This is a genomic window from Mycobacterium sp. RTGN5 (assembly GCF_033804465.1).
In the GTDB taxonomy this organism is placed as follows: domain Bacteria; phylum Actinomycetota; class Actinomycetes; order Mycobacteriales; family Mycobacteriaceae; genus Mycobacterium.
In genome coordinates, this window is sequence record NZ_JAPZLA010000005.1 from 253,672 (window position 1) to 269,976 (window position 16,305).

The following is a 16,305-nucleotide window of genomic DNA, read 5'->3' on the forward strand; positions in this document are numbered from 1 at the left end:
GAAATGACCGTCCTGGATCGTGCCGATGCTGTCGATGATGACCTTGTCGCCCGCATCACCAATGGCCCCGGTGGTTATGCCGGCGTGGACGGTGACGAGGAATGGGCCGCCGAAGTGCGCCGCCTGGCCACCGCGCGCAACGCGACCATCCTGGCGCACAACTACCAACTGCCGGCCATTCAGGACGTTGCCGACCATGTCGGCGACTCGCTGGCACTGTCCCGCATCGCGGCCGAAGCCGCCGAAGGCACCATCGTGTTCTGCGGCGTGCACTTCATGGCCGAGACCGCCAAGATCCTGTCCCCGGAGAAGACGGTGCTGATTCCCGATCAGCGCGCCGGCTGCTCGCTGGCCGACTCCATCACCGCCGAGGATCTGCAGGGCTGGAAAGACGAGCACCCCGGCGCGGTCGTGGTGTCCTACGTCAACACCACCGCTGCGGTGAAGGCGCTCACCGACATCTGCTGCACGTCGTCCAACGCGGTCGAGGTGGTGGCCTCCATTCCGGAGGACCGCGAGGTGCTGTTCTGCCCGGACCAGTTCCTGGGTGCCCATGTCCGCCGGATGACCGGCCGCAAGAACCTGCACATCTGGGCAGGCGAATGTCACGTGCACGCGGGGATCAACGGTGACGAGCTGGCCGATCAGGCCCGCAGCCACCCCGATGCCGAACTGTTCGTGCATCCCGAATGCGGTTGCGCCACTTCGGCGTTATACCTCGCCGGCGAAGGCGCCTTCCCGGCCGACCGGGTCAAGATCCTGTCCACCGGCGGCATGCTCGATGCCGCCAAGGCCTCACGCGCCAAGCAGGTGCTGGTCGCCACCGAAGTCGGCATGCTGCACCAGTTACGCCGTGCCGCACCGGGTATCGACTTCCAGGCCGTCAACGACCGAGCCTCCTGCAAATACATGAAGATGATCACCCCCGCCGCTCTGCTGCGCTGCCTGGTCGAGGGCGCCGATGAGGTCGACGTCGATCCGGATACCGCCCTGCTGGCCCGTGCCAGTGTGCAGCGGATGATCGAGATCGGTCAGCCCGGCGGCGGCGGCGAATGAGCCGCCCGATCGCCTGCGGAGTCGGTGCCGCGGGCGTGGACTGGCAGCAGCGCGCCGATGTCGTGGTGATTGGTACCGGTGTAGCAGGTTTGGCCGCGGCGCTGGCCGCGCACCGAAAGGGCAGCCGCACAGTCATTTTGAGTAAAGCTCCGGATACCGCCACGTTCTATGCCCAGGGCGGTATCGCGGTGGTGCTGCCGCACACCGACGACTCCGTGGACGCCCATGTGCGCGACACCCTGGCCGCAGGTGCCGGCCTGTGCGATCCCGACGCGGTGCGCTCGATCGTCGGCGACGGCTACCGTGCGGTGGCCGACCTGGTCGACGACGGTGCCCGATTCGACGAGAGTGCCCCAGGGCAGTGGGCGCTCACCCGGGAAGGCGGCCACTCCCGTCGGCGCATCATCCACGCCGGGGGCGACGCCACCGGCGCCGAGGTGCAGCGCGCACTCGATCACGCGGCCGCCACCCTGGACATCCGGCGCAATCATGTTGCCCTGCAGATCCTGAACGACGGTTCGGCGGTTACCGGGGTGCTTGTCCGCAACTCCGACGGGGTGGGCATCGTGCATGCGCCCTCGGTCATCCTTGCCACCGGTGGGCTCGGCCATCTCTACCGCGCCACCACCAATCCGGAAGGCTCCACCGGCGACGGCATCGCGCTGGCACTGTGGGCGGGTGTCGGTGTCACCGATATTGAATTCGTCCAGTTCCACCCGACGATGCTGTTCGACCGCAACGGCTCCGGGCGCCGCCCGCTGATCACCGAGGCACTCCGCGGCGAAGGCGCGGTGCTGCGCGACGCCCGCGGCGAGTCGGTCACCGCCGGTATGCACCCGTTGGGCGACCTCGCCCCGCGGGATGTGGTGGCCGCGGCCATCGAGGCGCGGCTGCGGAGCACCGGTGACGAGTGCGTGTTCCTCGATGCGCGCGCCATCGACCGCTTCGCCCAACGCTTCCCGACGGTCACGGCCGCCTGCCAGGCCGCAGGCATCGACCCCACCCGTGAGTCGATTCCGGTCGTGCCCGGCGCGCACTACAGCTGCGGCGGCGTCGCGACCGACGTGGACGGCCGCACCGATCTGCCAGGGCTGTTCGCCGCCGGTGAGGTGGCAAGGACCGGCATGCACGGCGCCAACCGGCTGGCATCCAACAGCCTGCTGGAAGGCCTGGTCGTCGGCGCTCGCGCGGGCCGCATCGCCGTCGAGCATGCCCGCAACGCCGGCGCCCCGATGGCGAAAGCCGAAGAGCGCCAACACAGTGCGCTGGACCGCGAGGTATTGCAGGCCGCGATGACCGAGTTCGCCTCGGTGGTTCGCGACGCTGCCGGGCTGGCGCGCCTCACCGACGCGCTGGGTGCGGCGACGCCGCGGCCGATGACCACCCGCGCCGCCGCCGAGGACGTCGCGCTCACGGTGACTGCCCGCGCGGTGGCCGCAGCGGCGTTGGCGCGCACCGAATCTCGAGGTTGCCACCACCGCGGCGACCATCCCGACGCCGACCCGGCCCAGGCCTTCAGTCGAACCCTGCATGGCGACCACGCGGAGGCGTGCCTGCGATGAAACTCACCGACGACGAGCTCGCCGAAGCTCGTATCGTGATCCGTCGCGGCCTCGATGAAGACCTCCGCTACGGACCCGACATCACCACGCTGGCAACCGTTCCTGAAGACGCCACCACGGTGGCGTCGCTGGTGTCCCGGGAGCCCGGCGTGGCCGCAGGCATCGACGTGGCCCTGCTGGTTCTCGACGCGGTGCTCGGTGAGGACAGCTACACGGTCCTGGACCGCGTCGACGACGGCACCCGGCTGGATGCCGGTGCCGTGCTGTTACGGGTGCAGGCCCCGACCCGCGGCCTGCTGACCGCCGAACGGACGCTGCTCAATCTGGTCTGCCATCTGTCCGGCATCGCGAGCGCCACCGCGGCCTGGGTGGACGCGGTCGACGGCACCAAGGCCAAGATCCGCGACACCCGCAAGACCCTGCCGGGGCTACGGGCGCTGCAGAAATACGCCGTACGGGTCGGCGGCGGGGTCAATCACCGGATGGGTTTGGGTGATGCCGCGCTGATCAAGGACAACCACGTCGCGGCCGCCGGGTCGGTGGTCGCTGCGCTGCGGGCCGTTCGGGCGGCCGCCCCGGACCTGCCGTGCGAGGTCGAGGTGGACACCCTCGAACAGCTCGACGAGGTACTCGCCGAGGACGTGCAACTGATCCTGCTGGACAACTTCCCGGTCTGGCAGACCCAGATCGCGGTGCAGCGCCGCGACGCCAACGCGCCGGGGGTCCTGCTGGAGTCCTCCGGCGGCCTCGGCCTGGACAGTGCCGCTGAATACGCAGGCACAGGGGTGGACTTCTTGGCCGTTGGTGCGTTGACTCACTCGGTACGGGTCCTCGACATCGGCTTGGACCTCTAACCAGTAAGTCGGGGGACTCATGGCCGTTAGACGAAAAGCACCATTTGTGGCAGTCATGATCGTGGCCGGGGTCGTGAGCGCCCCGGTCGCGACCGCGGAGCCGTCCCCTTCGGATTCGGGCTCAACCGAATCCGCCGGTTCTTCACGCAGCGCGAACGACAGTTCGCCGAAGACCCCGTCGAGCGCCGCTAGGGGATCCAAGGCCGCGACCGAAGCCAAGGCGTGGCAGGACCTCGAAGTCACCACCGCAAAGCAGGCGGACGAGCTGACCGCGGCAGAAGCAAAGGTCCTCGAGACCCAAATCGCGCAGACACGGATGGATGCCAGACAACGGCGGGACGAACTCAGGAGCCAGCTCGACCCGGATTACCAGGCCCAAATCGACGCAGTGACGCAGCAGGAGAACGACACGGTCGGCGCCATCCAGGACAGGGCCGCCACTGTGCAGCAGCTCAGCTCGGCTCAGTCTGCGTTGGCGCTGGAGATGTCGGATGCCGCCGACGAGGCCGCGGTTCTGGCTGCCCTTGGCGCCAACGACACCGCCGCCTTAAAAGGGTTGCTTGAGCAGTCCGCCAACGACAGACAAGCGATGATCGACGCGAAGCGATCGCTGGTGGACACCCTCGCCGACCAAACCCGGGGCAATTCTGCGGTTGCGCAGGGGATTAGTCAGATAATGAATGGGCTCGGCGCGATGGAGTCCCTTCAGCAGTACAACTCCGACGAGACCAAGGCGATCCTGGCGGCCCAAGCCGAGGCCCAAGCCGAGGCCCAAACCTTCGAAGGGGCGGACCAGCAAGCCGACCTTGTTCAGCAGATGATGGACCTCCAAAGAGACATCCGCGACAAAATGATGGCGATTGAGACTGCCAACAGAGAGACCATGCAGGCGATCTCGAGGAACATTTAGGAGTTGCCATGACGGGAACTGCGCGCCTGGGCGCGATCTCGCTGGACTGCGCCGCCCCGGTGGCCCTCGCCGAGTTCTATCGCGAGATGCTCGGCCTGGACGAAATGATGTCCTCGCCCGATTTCGTGGCACTCAAGGGTGCGGGCAGCGTGTTCTTGACCTTCCAGCGCGTCGCCGATCATCGTGCGGCCGACTGGCCAGAAGGTCCGGTCCCCAAGCAGATCCACCTCGAGCTGGCGGTGTCCGATCTCGACAGCGAAGAAAGCCGCATCATCGGGCTCGGTGCCACGAAGGCCGACGTCCAACCGCAGCCGGACAACTGGCGGGTGCTCGTCGACCCCGCCGGTCACCCGTTCTGCATCACGAACCTGATTCCCGAGGACGTCTAGGCGATATCGGCGACGAAGGCACCGACGCCACGTTTGACGCCCCGGCGGGCAACCCCGGGCAGGGACGGATCGTCGGTACCGGCAGGCACCACCCGCGGGTTGACCAGATGCAGCTCGTGGCGTCCGTGGCGGATGTCGGCCTCGCCGGCGGACAGGATGTTCTTGACCCAGTTGGTCTTGCCGTGGCCCAGCATGATCGCGATGGTGTCGCCCTTGCGGAAGGCCGAGACCACGGTCTCGTATTGCGTGCCCGAGGTGCGCCCGCGGTGCTTGACGACCGACATGCCCGGCATGAACTTGGCCAGCGGCTTCACCGCCGGGTTGAAGTACTTGATCTGGAACTTCTCGAACCAGACGGGGAACTTCATCGGCACGCCGGGGGCGTTGTTGGGGTGATCCTTGGTCGCCATGGCGCCAAGGTTAGGCCGCGGCGCCGCGGCGCACCAGCGACAGCACCACCGCCGCAGCGGCGAACAGGCCCGAGAATGTCCGGTTGAGCACGGTCTGCTGGCGCGGGGTGCGCAGCCAGCCCACCAGCCGGGCCGCCAGGCCCGTGTAGCCGCCCATCACCACCAGATCAACGACCACCATCGTGGCGCCGATGGCCAGATACTGGGGGAGCAGCGGGGCGGTCGGCACGACGAACTGGGGAAGTACCGCGAGCAGGAACACCAGACCCTTGGGGTTGGTGACGTTGACCAGAATTCCGCGCACGAGCAGGGCCAGCCGGCCGCCGCTGGCCTCGGGTTTGAGCTGTTCGCCCAGGTCGAGGGGCCGGGCGCGCCATTGGCGGACGGCCAGGTACACCAGGTAGACCACCCCGATCCACTTGATGACCGTAAAGGCGACGACCGATTGCGCGACCGCAGCGCCCAGGCCGACGGCGACGGCCGACAGTTGCAGCATCAGGCCGATCTCCAGCCCGGTGATGCTCCAATAACCGCGGCGCAGACCGTACGCCAGACCGGTCGCCATGGACTGGATGGCACCCGCCCCGGGCGACACACTGATGGCGATCGCGGCGCCCACGAAGGCCAGCCACAGCTCCCATTGCATAACGGCAGTATCGGGGCCGCCGCGCCTCGCGTTCAATGGATTTTTATTCGGGTGCATTGATCGGGGACAATTGAACCGATGACCAGCTTCGCCATGAACCGGATCGACCTGCGTGGCCGCACGCTGACCGCCGCCCAACTGCGCGCGGCGCTCCCGCGCGGCGGTGTGGACGTCGACGCCGTGGTGCCCAGGGTCCGGCCGATCGTCGACGATGTCGCCCAACGGGGTGCGGCGGCTGCGCTGGAGTACGGCGAGCAGTTCGACGGGGTGCGGCCGGAGACGGTGCGCGTACCCGCGGCGCGCCTGGCCGCTGCCCTCGCCGAACTCGACCCGGAAGTACGCGCCGCGCTCGAGGTGGCAATCGAGCGCACCCGGCTCGTGCACGCCGACCAACGTCGGACCGACACCACCACGACCCTCGCACCGGGCGCCTCGGTCACCGAGCGCTGGGTGCCGGTGGAACGGGTCGGCCTGTACGTGCCGGGCGGCAACGCGGTCTACCCGTCGAGCGTGGTGATGAACGTGGTGCCCGCACAGACTGCCGGGGTGGAGTCCCTGGTGGTGGCGAGCCCGCCGCAGGCCGACTTCGGTGGCCTGCCGCATCCCACGATCCTCGCGGCGGCCGCACTGCTCGGCGTCGACGAGGTGTGGGCCGTCGGAGGTGCCCAGGCGGTGGCGCTGCTGGCCTACGGCGGCACCGACACCGACGGCGCCGAACTCGCGCCGGTCGACATGGTCACCGGGCCGGGCAACATCTACGTCACCGCCGCCAAGCGAATCTGCCGCTCGCAGATCGGCATCGACGCCGAGGCCGGCCCCACCGAGATCGCGATCCTGGCCGACCACACCGCCGACCCGGTACACGTCGCGGCCGATCTGATCAGCCAGGCCGAGCACGACGTGATGGCCGCCAGCGTGCTGGTGACCGACAGCACCGCGCTGGCCGAAGCCACCGAAGCCGAACTGGCCGTGCAGCTGAGCACCACCAAGCACCGGGAGCGGGTCACCGAGGCGCTGCGCGGGCGCCAGTCCGGCATCGTGCTGGTCGACGACATCGACACCGGCGTGCGAGTCGTGAATGCTTATGCCGCAGAACATTTGGAAATCCAGACTGTCGATGCCGGCGAGGTGGCGGGTCGCATCCGCGCGGCAGGCGCGATCTTCGTCGGCCCGTGGTCGCCGGTCAGCCTCGGTGACTACTGCGCCGGGTCCAACCACGTGCTGCCCACCGCGGGCTGCGCCAGGCACTCCAGCGGCCTGTCGGTGCAGACCTTCCTGCGCGGCATCCACGTCGTCGACTACACCGAGGCGGCACTGAAAGACGTGGCCGGACACGTCATCACGCTGGCCAAGGCCGAGGACCTGCCTGCGCACGGCGAAGCGGTCCGGCGGAGGTTCGAGCGATGACCATCCCCGGGGCCCAGATCACCCTGGCCGATCTGCCGCTGCGCGACGACCTGCGCGGTAAATCCCCGTACGGCGCACCGCAACTCGAGGTGCCGGTACGGCTGAACACCAACGAGAACCCGCACCCGCCCAGCCCGGCGCTGGTCGACGATGTGACGCGCTCGGTGCAGGCCGCCGCCGCCGAGCTGCACCGCTATCCCGACCGGGACGCCGTCGAGTTACGTGCCGACCTAGCCGCCTACCTGCGGGCCCAGACCGGCGTCGAGGTCCAGGCCGAAAATCTTTGGGCGGCAAATGGATCCAACGAGATCCTGCAGCAGCTGCTGCAGGCGTTCGGTGGGCCCGGCCGCAGCGCGATCGGCTTCGTGCCGTCGTACTCGATGCACCCCATCATTTCCAACGGCACCCAGACCGAGTGGATCGAGTCGGTGCGCGCGGCGGACTTCAGCCTCGACGCGGAAACCGCCGCGACCGTCATTGCCGCCCGCGATCCCGACGTGGTGTTCATCGCCAGTCCGAACAACCCGTCCGGACAGAGCATTCCGCTGGAAGATCTGCGCAGGCTGCTGGAAGCCATGAGCCACGGCATCCTGATCGTCGACGAGGCGTACGGCGAATTCTCCAGCCAGCCCAGCGCGATCGCGCTGATCGACGAGTATCCGACCCGGCTCATCGTCAGCCGCACCATGAGCAAGGCTTTCGCGTTCGCCGGGGGCCGGCTGGGCTACCTGGTCGCGGCCCCGGCGATCATCGACGCCGTGCTGCTGGTCCGGCTGCCCTATCACCTGTCGGTGCTCACCCAGGCCGCGGCCCGGGCCGCGCTGCGGCATGCCGACGACACCCTGGGTAGCGTCGCGACGCTGATCGCTGAGCGGGAGCGGGTCTGTGCGGCGCTGGCCGAACTCGGGTTCCGCGTTATTCCCAGTGATGCGAACTTCGTGCTGTTCGGTGAATTCGCCGACGCCGCTGCGGCTTGGCAGCGCTACCTCGATGACGGTGTTCTGATCCGCGATGTCGGGATCGGTGGATACCTGCGCACCACAATCGGATTGGCCGACGAGAACGACGCCTTCCTGGCCGCCAGTGCCCGGCTGGCCGCCTCTGCACTGGCCTCAACAGTAGGAGCACCGTGAGCCGCATCGCAAAGGTCGAGCGCAAGACCCGCGAGTCCGACATCGTCGTCGAACTCGACCTGGACGGCACCGGCGATGTCAGTGTGCGCACCGGGATTCCGTTCTTCGACCACATGCTGACCTCGCTTGGTACCCACGCCAGCTTCGACCTGTCGATCTCCGCGCAGGGCGATGTCGACATCGAGGGTCACCACACCATCGAGGACACGGCGATCGTGCTGGGCACCGCACTGGGCCAGGCCCTCGGCGACAAGAAGGGCATCCGCCGATTCGGCGACTCCTTCATCCCCATGGACGAGACGCTGGCGCACGCCGCCGTCGACGTCTCCGGGCGGCCGTACTTCGTGCACACCGGCGAACCGGACTACATGGTCGATTTCACGATCGCCGGCTCGGGCGTGCCCTACCACACGGTGGTCAACCGGCACGTGTTCGAGTCGCTGGCGTTCAACGCCCGCATCGCGCTGCACGTGCGGACCATCTACGGTCGCGATCCGCACCACATCACCGAGGCGCAGTACAAGGCGGTGGCCCGGGCGCTGCGGCAGGCCGTCGAGCCCGATCCGCGGGTGTCGGGCGTGCCGTCCACCAAAGGGACGCTGTGACACCGAAATCCGTCGTGGTCCTGGACTACGGTTCGGGCAACCTGCGCTCGGCGCAACGGGCGCTGGAACGCGTCGGTGCCGATGTCGAGGTGACCGCCGACGCGCAGCGCGCGCTGAACGCCGACGGCCTGGTCGTTCCCGGCGTCGGTGCGTACGAAGCCTGTATGACCGGGCTGCGCGGGATCGGCGGCGAGCGGATCATCGCCGAGCGGGTGGCCGCGGGCCGGCCGGTGCTCGGTGTGTGCGTGGGTATGCAGATCCTGTTCGCGAGGGGCGTGGAGTTCGGGGTGGAGTCGACCGGCTGCGGCCAGTGGCCGGGATCGGTGACCCGCCTCGACGCGCCGGTGATCCCGCACATGGGCTGGAATGTCGTCGACGCGGCGCCGGGCAGCCTGCTGTTCAAGGGGTTCGACGCCGACACCCGGTTCTACTTCGTGCACTCCTATGCCGCACAGAAGTGGGAGGGCGCACCTGACGCGCTGCTGACCTGGGCCACCCACGATGCGCGGTTCTTGGCCGCCATCGAGGATGGTCCGCTGTCGGCGACACAATTTCATCCGGAGAAGAGCGGTGACGCCGGTGCGGCGCTGCTCGCGAATTGGGTTGAGGGGCTGTAAGAGTGCCACTGATTTTGTTGCCTGCCGTCGATGTGGTCGAGGGTAAGGCGGTCCGCTTGGTGCAGGGCAAGGCCGGCAGCGAGACCGAGTACGGCTCGGCGCTCGACGCCGCGCTGACCTGGCAGCGCGACGGTGCCGAATGGATCCACCTGGTGGATCTGGATGCGGCGTTCGGCCGCGGATCCAACCGCGAGCTGCTCGCCGAAGTGGTCGGGGTTCTCGACGTGAAAGTCGAACTCTCCGGGGGCATCCGCGACGACGATTCGCTCAAGGCAGCGTTGGCCACCGGCTGCGCCCGGGTCAACATCGGCACTGCGGCGCTGGAGAATCCGCTGTGGTGTGCCGCCGCGATCGCCGAGTACGGCGACAAAGTTGCCGTCGGACTGGACGTGCTCGTTGACCTTTCCACGGCCGACGGGGGCTACCGGCTGCGTGGCCGGGGCTGGGAGACCGACGGCGGTGATCTGTGGCATGTGCTGGAACGCCTTGACAGCGAGGGCTGCTCGCGGTTCGTCGTCACCGACGTCACCAAGGACGGCACACTCACCGGACCCAACCTCGACCTGCTCGAGGGCGTGGCCGAGTGCACCGATGCGCCGGTGATCGCTTCCGGCGGGGTGTCGAGCCTCGACGATCTGCGCGCGATCGCGACACTGACCGACAGTGGGGTAGAGGGTGCGATCGTCGGAAAGGCGCTCTATGCAGGCCGATTCACGCTGCCGGAGGCGCTGGCCGCGGTGAGCCAGTAACCCGATGACCGCACAGTCGGGAGATCTTGAGGCTCTGGTGGCTAACGCTGCGGTGATTCTGGACGAGGCGTCCACACCGTTCATCGCCGGGCACCGGGCCGCGTCGGCTGTGCAGAAGAAGGGCAACGACTTCGCCACCGAGGTGGACCTGGCCATCGAACGGCAGGTAGTGCAGGCGCTGGAGGCGACTACCGGGATCGGTGTGCACGGTGAGGAATTCGGCGGGGCACCCATCGATTCCCCGCTGGTGTGGGTGCTCGACCCGATCGACGGCACGTTCAACTACGCCGCCGGTTCACCGATGGCCGCGATCCTGCTGGGGCTGCTGCGCGACGGCGAGCCGGTCGCGGGCCTGACCTGGCTGCCGTTCACCGATCAGCGCTACACCGCGGTGCAGGGCGGCCCGGTGTTTTACAACGGCGTCGCCCAGCCGCCGATCGGGCATAACGAGATCGGTCAGTGCGTGGTCGGCATCGGCACGTTCAACGTCGACTGGAAGGGCCGGTTCCCGGGCCGCTATCGGTTGGCGGTGCTGGAGAACCTGAGCCGGGTGTGCTCGAAGCTGCGGATGCACGGCGCGACGGGCGTCGACATCGCGTACGTGTCAGCGGGAGTGATGGGCGCGGCCATCAGTTTCGGCGATCACATCTGGGATCACGCCGCGGGTGTGGCACTGGTGCGCGCCGCGGGCGGCATCGTCACCGACCTGTCGGGCCAGTCGTGGACCCCGTCGTCGCGCTCGGCGCTCGCCGCCGCACCCGGCGTGCACGCCCAACTCATGGAGATCCTGGACAGGGTCGGCCCACCGGAGGATTACCTGTAATGGACGTCGCCGTACGTGTGATTCCCTGCCTGGACGTCGACGCCGGCCGGGTCGTCAAGGGTGTCAACTTCGAAAACCTGCGTGACGCGGGCGATCCCGTCGAGCTGGCCGCCGCCTACGACGCCGAGGGCGCCGACGAGCTGACCTTCCTGGATGTCACGGCATCCTCGTCGGGGCGCTCAACGATGCTGGATGTGGTGCGCCGCACCGCTGAGCAGGTCTTCATCCCGCTCACCGTCGGCGGCGGCGTGCGCTCGGTGGCCGACGTCGACATGCTGCTGCGCGCAGGCGCGGACAAGGTGTCGGTGAACACCGCCGCGATCGCCCGCCCGGAACTGCTGGCCGAGTTGTCCAGGCAGTTCGGCTCGCAGTGCATCGTGTTGTCGGTGGACGCCCGGACGGTGCCCGCCGGTTCGGCGCCCACGCCGTCGGGCTGGGAGGTCACCACCCACGGTGGACGGCAGGGGACCGGTATCGACGCGGTCGAATGGGCAACGCGCGGTGCCGAACTCGGGGTCGGCGAGATTCTGCTGAACTCGATGGACGCCGACGGCACCAAAGCCGGTTTCGACCTGAGGATGTTGCGTGCGGTGCGCAAGGCCGTCACGGTGCCGGTGATCGCCAGCGGCGGTGCCGGTGCGGTGGACCATTTCGCACCCGCGGTGGAGTCCGGAGCCGATGCGGTCCTGGCGGCCAGCGTCTTTCACTTCCGCGAACTCACCATCGGACAGGTCAAGGCGGCGATGGCCGCAGAAGGTATTACGGTCCGATGAGCCTTGACCCGGAAATCACCAAGCGCCTCAAGCGTGACGCCAATGGCCTGTTCGCGGCAATCGCGCAGGAGCGGGGCACCGGCACCGTGTTGATGGTGGCCTGGATGGACGATGAGGCCCTGGCCCGCACCCTGGAGACGCGGGAAGCCACCTACTATTCCCGCTCCCGCGGCGAGCAGTGGGTGAAGGGCGCGACGTCCGGACACACCCAGCGTGTGCATTCGGTGCGGCTGGACTGCGACGGCGACGCGGTGCTGCTCGAGGTCGACCAGGTGGGCGGGGCCTGCCACACCGGTGACCACAGCTGCTTCGACGCCGACCAGCTCTTGGGGCCGGAGAGCTAGACGGCGCTACGGACATTATCCGTGGATATGTATGACCAAGTGCAGCGATGCTCGCGTTGAGTCGCGTGAATTCTTGTTCAACGTTGACCCTGAGTAATTCTGGTCATACAGTCGAGCCATAAATGTCCATCCTGCCGACGATCTTGACGTGGAGACTTCGATGACCGTGAACAACGCCGTTCCCAGCGTCTTCGAGGCTGGCCTCCCCACGATCAACTACGGCTTCACCGCCACGCCACACGACCTCCTGGATGACCTACGAAGTGCGCAATCGCGCTCACCCATCGCGATCGGGCCCATGGGGCCAGAAATTCTGTCGTACGATCTCGCTCGGGACATGCTGCGTGACAACAGATTCCGCCTACCGCCCGGTATCACGCTGGCAGCACAAGGGATTACGTCTGGTCCGCTGTTCGACAAGTTGATGAACAGCCTCCTTGGCCTGCAGGGCGCACCACATGTTCGGCTGCGCAAACTGGTCTCCAAGGCGTTCACACCCCGCGCGACGTCCCGCCTGTCGGACACGATCCACGAGGTGATGAACGGGCTGATCGATCGGGTGATGGACGCGGGGCGTTGCGACGTCGTGACCGACATCGCACGTCGATACCCGACCCCGATCATCTGCGCGCTGCTCGGTGCACCTCCTGAGGATTGGCAGTTGTTCGCGGATTGGACAGAGGAGGTCTTCAAAGCCTTCAACTTCCAGCCGGATCTCAACTTCGACGAGTCCGAAATCATGCGCGCGTGGGGCGAACTCGACGACTACGTGGGTGGCATGGTTGCGGCCCGCCGGGACAATCTGACCGACGACCTGGTGTCGGAGCTCATTCGCGCGGAAAGCGACGGTGACCGGCTGAATCTCGAGGAACTCCGCGGTCTGGTCGCCGGCTTCTTGATGGCGGGAACGGACACGACGCGTAACCAACTGGCCGCGTCGGTGCAGGTGCTCTGCGAGCATCCCGATCAATGGGCGAAGTTGCGCGACCAACCCGAACTTGCGATGCAGGCGGTCGAGGAGAGCATGCGTCATTCGCCCGCGGCTTGTATCGTGCCGCGCGCCGCCGTTGAGGATGCCGAGTTCGGTGGCTACCTGTTCCCGGCGGGGACGTTCGTGCTCGTGAACACCTTTGCAGCCAACCGTGATCCAGCGATCTATGACGATGCCGACCGCTTCGACATCGCCCGCAAGGACGTACCGGCGATTTTGACCTTCGGCGGCGGCGCCCATTACTGCCTCGGGGCGAATCTCGCACGACGGGAATTGGCGGAGGCGCTCGTCGTCCTCACCAGCCGCCTCTCTGCACCGCAGCGCGTCGGTCCGGCCCCGTGGAAATCTGTGTTGGGAATGACCGGCCCGACAACGCTTCCCATCGAGTTCGACGTCGACATGCTGGCAACAGCGAATGCGTAGTCGCGGCTGGGCAGGTCTTACACCCGCCTCGGACGAGGAGGCGATCGCCCGGATTTTAGATGCCGTAGACGAAGTGGTCACCGAACACGGGCCGGCGATCCGCCTAGCCGACGTCGCCCGGGAGCTCGGGGTCACTCGCCAGACGGTGTACCGCTACTTCCCGAATGCGGATGCGCTACTGATGGCCAGCTCGATGCGCGCGGTCAACGGGTTCATCGACCAGGTCGTCAACCGTGTCAAAGGACTCAATGACCCGGTGGCTGCGGTCGTCGAAAGTGTGTCATTCGGAATAGAGAACCTCGCCGGCGACCCACAGCTGGAAAATCTGCTGACCGGCCGGCACGAGGGCGAAGCCATCACCTCACTGACGTCCGACACCGCAACCACCTTCTGTTTGTCGGTCTTTCACCGATTCGAGGTGGACTGGCGCCTGCACGGCCTCGAGGGCGACGCTCTTCGCGAACTTGCCGAAATGATGTTGCGTACCGTGCAATCCCTGCTCACCGATCCGGGACAGCACCAACGCGGAGGGCTCGAGCTGCGCCGCTTTGTGGCGCGATGGCTCGGTCCGGCGATCCTCTATCCCCGGATGATGTCGCTGTCGAACTACGAGCTGAGCTAGACGTCGATCGCGGAACCCTTGGCCCGTGCGGTCCAGCGGCCCTCGTCGTACCCCACCGCGATCGGGTGTGCGAACGCGGTCGTGACGTTGTCCGTCGAAATCGTCTCGCGGGCAGGGCCGCTGGCTACCGTTCGGCCGTCGGCGATCAGCAATGCGTGCGTCGTGGTCGTCGGTAACTCTTCGAGGTGATGGGTCACCAGGATCGAGGCGACATCGGGGTGCGTCCGGTCGAGCGAGTCGATGGTCTCGAGCAATTGTTCACGCGCCGCGACATCCAACCCCGTCGTCGGCTCGTCGAGCAGAAGCAGATCGGGCTCCGAAACCAGCGCCCGCGCAATGAGAGCGCGGCCCCGCTCGCCCTGCGACAGCGTGGGCCACACGTCGTCGGCCTTGCGGGTCATGCCCACCGCGGCGATCATCGCGTCGGCCCGCTCACTCTCGGCCGGGTTCGGCGTCCAGCGCAGCGGGAGGTCGATGGTGGCCGTGATGCCGGTCAGCACCACCTCGCGCACAGTCAGCGAATACTGCAGCCGGTGACGGGGATTCACGTGTCCGATCGACCGCCGCAGTGCGGCCAGGTCCGTACGTCCCATCCGGCTGCCGAGGATGTGCACCGCACCGGTGGTCGGAAAGGTCACCGCGGCGCAGAACCCGAGCAGCGTGCTCTTGCCGGCGCCGTTGGGCCCCAACAGCGCCCAGTGTTCGCCCGCCTGAACGGTCAGCGAGATGCCGTCGATGATCTGCTTGCCGTTGCGGCGGAAGGTCACGTCGCACAGTTCCAGAACCGGCGTCATGAGTAGGACTCCTTCAACGAACTCAAATGCGCGCGACTCGCGGCGGCGGCAGCGGCAGGATTGCGGTCGGCGATCGCGTCCGCGAGTTCCTGGTGTGCGGCGTGGTCAGCTTCTTCGGAAGGGACCGGGCGGATCTTGAGCATGTCGATCATCGCGAGCCGCAACCGCGGCAGGAACGCGTCGAACAACTGCGTCAGTACGTCGTTGTGCGCGGCCACGACGACGGCACGGTGAAACGCGGTATCGGCGTCAACATGGTCGGGGACAGCCAAACCCATGACCCCGCGCGCGGTCAGGGTGCGGCGAATTGCCCGGAGATCGGCGGGCGTGCGCCGATCGGCGGCGAGCGCGGCGGCCTCGGCTTCGATCGCGATCCGCGCCTCGATCACCGCGGCGATCGTCGTGCGCCGCAGGATGGTGTCCCAGTCTTCGGCAGCGTCCAGCGCTGTCACGAATACGCCGGCGCCCTGGCGGCTGTCGAGCACACCCTTGCCTGCGAGCTCGCGGATCGCCTCGCGCAGGGTCGAGCGACCGACGCCCAATTGCGCGGCCAGGGTGGTCTCACCGGGAAGCCGGTGTCCCAGGGGCCATTCGCCGTCGCGGATGCGCGACAGCAATAGCTGCGCTGTTTGCGCGGCCAGCGGACTGCGCTGTACTTGCGAGACAGGTGAAACCACGATCAACTCCTCAACTTGTCTGAGGAGTAGTCTACGGCGTCAGGTCAACGCGATTTGAGCACCTGCAGTGCCTGGTCAGCATGAGTGTCCATTCGGACCTCGCTGGAAATGACCTCGAGCACCGTGCGATCGGTGTCGATCACGAACGTCGTGCGCTTGACCGGCATGAGCTTGCCAAGCAATCCACGCTTGACGCCGAATTGCGTGGCGATCGCGCCATCGGAGTCGGACAGCAGCGGGTAGTCGAAACTCTGCGAGTCGGCGAACCGGGCCTGCTTCTCGACGGCGTCGGTGCTGATGCCCACCCGGCTGGCACCCAACGCGGCGAACTCGGTGCCCAGGTCGCGGAAATGACAGGCTTCCTTGGTGCAGCCGGGCGTCATTGCGGCGGGATAGAAGAACAGCGCAATCGGCCCATCGGCCAGCAGGCTCGTCAGCGAGCGCATGGTGCCGGTCTGATCCGGCAGTTCGAAGTCCGCAACCTGGTCTCCACGTTTCATGGGCTGCAGGCTACGCCGGT

General features: G+C 67.4%; 20 protein-coding genes. 15 read left to right on the forward strand and 5 right to left on the reverse strand.

Annotated elements, in window-relative coordinates; genetic code table 11:
• Positions 1-3 precede the first annotated feature (3 nt).
• From nadA to SLQ31_RS23355, 5 genes are read left to right on the forward strand one after another with little or no spacing between them, the layout of a single operon-like run.
• Entirely contained in the window at positions 4-1,056 is a 1,053-nt protein-coding gene (gene nadA / locus SLQ31_RS23335; RefSeq protein ID WP_319436487.1) for a quinolinate synthase NadA, read from the forward strand.
• Positions 1,053-2,618: an L-aspartate oxidase gene (locus tag SLQ31_RS23340; protein WP_319436488.1), complete on the forward strand. Its 1,566-nt coding sequence runs from the start codon at positions 1,053-1,055 to the stop codon at positions 2,616-2,618. Before nadA ends, SLQ31_RS23340 begins: the two co-directional genes overlap by 4 nt.
• Complete coding sequence (gene nadC, locus SLQ31_RS23345) at positions 2,615-3,472, forward strand: carboxylating nicotinate-nucleotide diphosphorylase (protein ID WP_319436489.1); 858 nt, start codon at positions 2,615-2,617, stop codon at positions 3,470-3,472. Before SLQ31_RS23340 ends, nadC begins: the two co-directional genes overlap by 4 nt.
• Positions 3,473-3,518: 46 nt before the next feature.
• Positions 3,519-4,382 (forward strand): hypothetical protein, encoded by an 864-nt coding sequence (locus SLQ31_RS23350; RefSeq protein ID WP_319436490.1) that lies wholly within the window; start codon positions 3,519-3,521, stop codon positions 4,380-4,382.
• Positions 4,383-4,390: 8 nt separating this feature from the next.
• Positions 4,391-4,771 (forward strand): VOC family protein, encoded by a 381-nt coding sequence (locus SLQ31_RS23355; protein ID WP_319436491.1) that lies wholly within the window; start codon positions 4,391-4,393, stop codon positions 4,769-4,771.
• Here SLQ31_RS23355 and SLQ31_RS23360 read toward each other — a convergent pair.
• Together SLQ31_RS23360 and rhtB are read right to left on the reverse strand one after the other, a co-directional pair.
• Entirely contained in the window at positions 4,768-5,181 is a 414-nt protein-coding gene (locus SLQ31_RS23360) for a nitroreductase family deazaflavin-dependent oxidoreductase (RefSeq protein WP_319436492.1), read from the reverse strand. The two genes, SLQ31_RS23355 and SLQ31_RS23360, sit on opposite strands and share 4 nt — an antisense overlap.
• 10 nt (positions 5,182-5,191) lie before the next feature.
• A complete protein-coding gene (gene rhtB / locus SLQ31_RS23365) occupies positions 5,192-5,827 on the reverse strand; it encodes a homoserine/homoserine lactone efflux protein (RefSeq protein ID WP_319436493.1) in 636 nt (211 codons plus the stop codon).
• Positions 5,828-5,905: 78 nt separating this feature from the next.
• On the opposite strand from rhtB, the gene hisD reads away from it, so the two are divergent.
• The 10 genes from hisD to SLQ31_RS23415 all read left to right on the forward strand — a co-directional run bounded on the left by hisD (position 5,906) and on the right by SLQ31_RS23415 (position 14,314).
• On the forward strand, positions 5,906-7,234 hold the full coding sequence (gene hisD, locus SLQ31_RS23370; RefSeq protein ID WP_319436494.1) for a histidinol dehydrogenase: 1,329 nt from the start codon (positions 5,906-5,908) through the stop codon (positions 7,232-7,234).
• The gene (locus SLQ31_RS23375) at positions 7,231-8,367 is read left to right on the forward strand and encodes a histidinol-phosphate transaminase (RefSeq protein WP_319436495.1); all 1,137 of its coding nucleotides are present in this window, start codon (positions 7,231-7,233) and stop codon (positions 8,365-8,367) included. Before hisD ends, SLQ31_RS23375 begins: the two co-directional genes overlap by 4 nt.
• Positions 8,364-8,972, forward strand: coding sequence for an imidazoleglycerol-phosphate dehydratase HisB (gene hisB / locus SLQ31_RS23380; protein ID WP_319436496.1), 609 nt, complete (start codon positions 8,364-8,366; stop codon positions 8,970-8,972). The genes SLQ31_RS23375 and hisB overlap by 4 nt, the downstream gene beginning before the upstream one ends.
• On the forward strand, positions 8,969-9,589 hold the full coding sequence (gene hisH / locus SLQ31_RS23385; protein ID WP_319436497.1) for an imidazole glycerol phosphate synthase subunit HisH: 621 nt from the start codon (positions 8,969-8,971) through the stop codon (positions 9,587-9,589). Before hisB ends, hisH begins: the two co-directional genes overlap by 4 nt.
• A gap of 2 nt (positions 9,590-9,591) precedes the next feature.
• Positions 9,592-10,338, forward strand: a complete 747-nt coding sequence (priA, locus tag SLQ31_RS23390; RefSeq protein ID WP_319436498.1) for a bifunctional 1-(5-phosphoribosyl)-5-((5-phosphoribosylamino)methylideneamino)imidazole-4-carboxamide isomerase/phosphoribosylanthranilate isomerase PriA — start codon at positions 9,592-9,594, stop codon at positions 10,336-10,338.
• Between the two features lie 4 nt (positions 10,339-10,342).
• Positions 10,343-11,161, forward strand: coding sequence for an inositol monophosphatase family protein (locus SLQ31_RS23395; RefSeq protein WP_319436499.1), 819 nt, complete (start codon positions 10,343-10,345; stop codon positions 11,159-11,161).
• Positions 11,161-11,934, forward strand: coding sequence for an imidazole glycerol phosphate synthase subunit HisF (gene hisF / locus SLQ31_RS23400; RefSeq protein WP_319436500.1), 774 nt, complete (start codon positions 11,161-11,163; stop codon positions 11,932-11,934). The genes SLQ31_RS23395 and hisF overlap by 1 nt, the downstream gene beginning before the upstream one ends.
• Positions 11,931-12,278, forward strand: a complete 348-nt coding sequence (hisI, locus tag SLQ31_RS23405; RefSeq protein WP_319436501.1) for a phosphoribosyl-AMP cyclohydrolase — start codon at positions 11,931-11,933, stop codon at positions 12,276-12,278. Before hisF ends, hisI begins: the two co-directional genes overlap by 4 nt.
• Positions 12,279-12,438: 160 nt before the next feature.
• Entirely contained in the window at positions 12,439-13,692 is a 1,254-nt protein-coding gene (locus SLQ31_RS23410) for a cytochrome P450 (protein ID WP_319436502.1), read from the forward strand.
• A complete protein-coding gene (locus SLQ31_RS23415) occupies positions 13,685-14,314 on the forward strand; it encodes a TetR/AcrR family transcriptional regulator (protein ID WP_319436503.1) in 630 nt (209 codons plus the stop codon). Before SLQ31_RS23410 ends, SLQ31_RS23415 begins: the two co-directional genes overlap by 8 nt.
• Here SLQ31_RS23415 and SLQ31_RS23420 read toward each other — a convergent pair.
• Genes SLQ31_RS23420 through SLQ31_RS23430 form a run of 3 tightly spaced genes read right to left on the reverse strand, consistent with a single transcriptional unit; the run spans position 14,311 to position 16,285 of the window.
• Positions 14,311-15,108, reverse strand: a complete 798-nt coding sequence (locus tag SLQ31_RS23420; protein ID WP_319436504.1) for an ABC transporter ATP-binding protein — start codon at positions 15,106-15,108, stop codon at positions 14,311-14,313. The genes SLQ31_RS23415 and SLQ31_RS23420 overlap by 4 nt on opposite strands.
• The gene (locus SLQ31_RS23425) at positions 15,105-15,785 is read right to left on the reverse strand and encodes a FadR/GntR family transcriptional regulator (RefSeq protein ID WP_319436505.1); all 681 of its coding nucleotides are present in this window, start codon (positions 15,783-15,785) and stop codon (positions 15,105-15,107) included. The genes SLQ31_RS23420 and SLQ31_RS23425 overlap by 4 nt, the downstream gene beginning before the upstream one ends.
• Positions 15,786-15,829: 44 nt before the next feature.
• On the reverse strand, positions 15,830-16,285 hold the full coding sequence (locus SLQ31_RS23430; RefSeq protein ID WP_319436506.1) for a peroxiredoxin: 456 nt from the start codon (positions 16,283-16,285) through the stop codon (positions 15,830-15,832).
• Positions 16,286-16,305 lie beyond the last annotated feature (20 nt).

What these genes read in the sequence shown, in the direction of transcription:
- rhtB (WP_319436493.1), bottom strand. Translation starts at nt 5,827, where the DNA reads ATGCAATGGGAGCTGTGGCTGGCCTTCGTGGGCGCCGCGATCGCCATC.
- SLQ31_RS23430 (WP_319436506.1), bottom strand. Translation starts at nt 16,285, where the DNA reads ATGAAACGTGGAGACCAGGTTGCGGACTTCGAACTGCCGGATCAGACC.
- SLQ31_RS23415 (WP_319436503.1), top strand. Translation starts at nt 13,685, where the DNA reads ATGCGTAGTCGCGGCTGGGCAGGTCTTACACCCGCCTCGGACGAGGAG.
- SLQ31_RS23375 (WP_319436495.1), top strand. Translation starts at nt 7,231, where the DNA reads ATGACCATCCCCGGGGCCCAGATCACCCTGGCCGATCTGCCGCTGCGC.
- SLQ31_RS23420 (WP_319436504.1), bottom strand. Translation starts at nt 15,108, where the DNA reads ATGACGCCGGTTCTGGAACTGTGCGACGTGACCTTCCGCCGCAACGGC.
- hisF (WP_319436500.1), top strand. Translation starts at nt 11,161, where the DNA reads ATGGACGTCGCCGTACGTGTGATTCCCTGCCTGGACGTCGACGCCGGC.
- SLQ31_RS23410 (WP_319436502.1), top strand. Translation starts at nt 12,439, where the DNA reads ATGACCGTGAACAACGCCGTTCCCAGCGTCTTCGAGGCTGGCCTCCCC.
- nadC (WP_319436489.1), top strand. Translation starts at nt 2,615, where the DNA reads ATGAAACTCACCGACGACGAGCTCGCCGAAGCTCGTATCGTGATCCGT.
- SLQ31_RS23395 (WP_319436499.1), top strand. Translation starts at nt 10,343, where the DNA reads ATGACCGCACAGTCGGGAGATCTTGAGGCTCTGGTGGCTAACGCTGCG.
- hisD (WP_319436494.1), top strand. Translation starts at nt 5,906, where the DNA reads ATGACCAGCTTCGCCATGAACCGGATCGACCTGCGTGGCCGCACGCTG.
- SLQ31_RS23355 (WP_319436491.1), top strand. Translation starts at nt 4,391, where the DNA reads ATGACGGGAACTGCGCGCCTGGGCGCGATCTCGCTGGACTGCGCCGCC.
- hisI (WP_319436501.1), top strand. Translation starts at nt 11,931, where the DNA reads ATGAGCCTTGACCCGGAAATCACCAAGCGCCTCAAGCGTGACGCCAAT.
- SLQ31_RS23360 (WP_319436492.1), bottom strand. Translation starts at nt 5,181, where the DNA reads ATGGCGACCAAGGATCACCCCAACAACGCCCCCGGCGTGCCGATGAAG.
- nadA (WP_319436487.1), top strand. Translation starts at nt 4, where the DNA reads ATGACCGTCCTGGATCGTGCCGATGCTGTCGATGATGACCTTGTCGCC.
- SLQ31_RS23340 (WP_319436488.1), top strand. Translation starts at nt 1,053, where the DNA reads ATGAGCCGCCCGATCGCCTGCGGAGTCGGTGCCGCGGGCGTGGACTGG.